This is a genomic window from Clostridium thermobutyricum DSM 4928, from assembly GCF_002050515.1.
GTDB lineage: Bacteria > Bacillota > Clostridia > Clostridiales > Clostridiaceae > Clostridium > Clostridium thermobutyricum.
Window position 1 is genome coordinate 1 of record NZ_LTAY01000104.1, and the last position, 2076, is coordinate 2076.

Genomic DNA, 2076 nt, shown 5'->3' on the forward strand with positions numbered 1-2076 from the left:
AAGATTAGATTTCCCATAGCGTAAGCTAGTAAGATCCCTTGAAGAACACAAGGTTGATAGGTTAGGGGTGTAAGCATGGTAACATGTTCAGCTGACTAATACTAATAGATCGAGGGCTTGACCAATAAAAATATCAACAGAATTTGATGTGCAATTTTCAGAGAACAATAAATTTCTGAATATCTAGTGATGATGGCATAGAGGAAACACTCCTTCCCATTCCGAACAGGAAAGTTAAGCTCTATAACGCCGATGGTACTGCATGGGAGACTGTGTGGGAGAGTAGGAAGTTGCTAGGTTATATATGGGGGTATAGCTCAGTTGGGAGAGCACCTGCCTTGCACGCAGGGGGTCAGGAGTTCGAATCTCCTTACCTCCACCAAAAGACATGAATATATTTCATGTCTTTTTTAATATATTTTTAAAAACAGTTTAAAATTTATATAAATAATGTGGGTTAATATCAAATATGAGTTTATTTTAGGAGAATGAAAATGAAAAAAATTACAATAGCAATATTTATAGTAATAGCAATAATAATTGGTGTTGCTATTGGAATATTAAATAAAAAAAGTGATGAGAGTACAAAACTTAATATGTCAGAACAAATTACAAAAGTATATAATGATTTGAATGATATGAATATAAATCTGACTAGTATGAGCCAATATTATTTATTGGTATGGACTAATACTATAAATAATAGACAAATAAACAAGAAAGAAATATCAGAAATAATAAATATAGACTATAATAAATTTTTATCTGATACAGATGAAATGAATAAAAATGTATTTACCACTGTTGGCGAGAGCATAGGGTGTTTAAATATATTTTATAATAACTCAGGTATTGATGAAAATATAAAAAATAAGCTTGTAAATATTAGAGTAGAAATTGATAATTTATCTCAAGAAGAGACAGAAAAAAACATAAATGTAAGTTTATCAAATATATATAATAGAATAGTTAATTATTATCAGACAATAATTAACCCTAGTGGTAATTTAGAGGATTATAAAAGTAATGTATTTAATCAAGAAGAAATTATAGAAGCAGACTTAAATAGCATAAGAAAATAAAGGACTTATTAAATAAGTCCTTTATTTTTTTATTTATTAAATTAATAAGATAAACAATTTAGTAAATTACATATTTTATGGAAATGAATTTTTACTTAAGTATATCAAAAAAATTTGTTTCTTATTAATTACATTAACAATTATACACTTATACTTTGGATACACAGGAATCGTTTATTTCTATTCATTCTAAAATAAAATCATAAATTTATATATAATAAAAATATTGAGAGTGAATAAATAAAAAACAGAATATTCTAATAAAAAAATTAAACATATCCTAGTGTATCATAATAAAAATATTAGAGAAAAAAAAAGAAAATTGGAGAATAAATAAAATAAATAACTTAATTGAAAAATTAATATAAAGTAATATATATAGTATGTGGTATTATAATAAACGTCGATGAGTTAAAGCAAATAACTCACAGATATAACTTAAGTAAAAAAGTATTGACATACAAAATCTTAAGTGATAGACTAAATAAGTCGCTGATAGCGATGAGAAAAAATGGTCTTTGAAAATTGAACAGAATAATATATAAGCAAACTTAAACCAGCAATTCTTTTATAAGTAAGTTTTAAGAGCTAAAAGATTAAACTTTTTATTGAGAGTTTGATCCTGGCTCAGGACGAACGCTGGCGGCGTGCCTAACACATGCAAGTCGAGCGATGAAATTTTCTTCGGAAAATGGATTAGCGGCGGACGGGTGAGTAACACGTGGGTAACCTGCCCTATAGAGAGGAATAGCCTTCCGAAAGGGAGATTAATACCTCATAATATCCTAGTATCGCATGATACATGGATTAAAGGAGCAATCCGCTATAGGATGGACCCGCGGCGCATTAGCTAGTTGGTGAGGTAACGGCTCACCAAGGCGACGATGCGTAGCCGACCTGAGAGGGTGATCGGCCACATTGGGACTGAGACACGGCCCAGACTCCTACGGGAGGCAGCAGTGGGGAATATTGCACAATGGGGGAAACCCTGATG

At 30.4% G+C, this 2076-nt stretch carries 1 protein-coding gene, 1 tRNA gene and 3 rRNA genes; all 5 read left to right on the top strand.

What is annotated here, in order from left to right; genetic code table 11:
- Positions 1–125: ribosomal RNA gene (locus tag CLTHE_RS15710) — 23S ribosomal RNA — on the top strand; the annotation flags it as partial.
- Positions 126–182: 57 nt separating this feature from the next.
- Positions 183–299: ribosomal RNA gene (gene rrf, locus CLTHE_RS15715) — 5S ribosomal RNA — on the top strand.
- A 7-nt stretch (positions 300–306) separates the two neighbouring features.
- Positions 307–382, top strand: a tRNA-Ala gene (locus CLTHE_RS15720).
- Between the two features lie 112 nt (positions 383–494).
- Positions 495–1082, top strand: coding sequence for a hypothetical protein (locus CLTHE_RS15725; RefSeq protein ID WP_080024228.1), 588 nt, complete (start codon positions 495–497; stop codon positions 1080–1082).
- 604 nt (positions 1083–1686) lie between these two features.
- A 16S ribosomal RNA gene (locus tag CLTHE_RS15730) occupies positions 1687–2076 on the top strand; the annotation flags it as partial.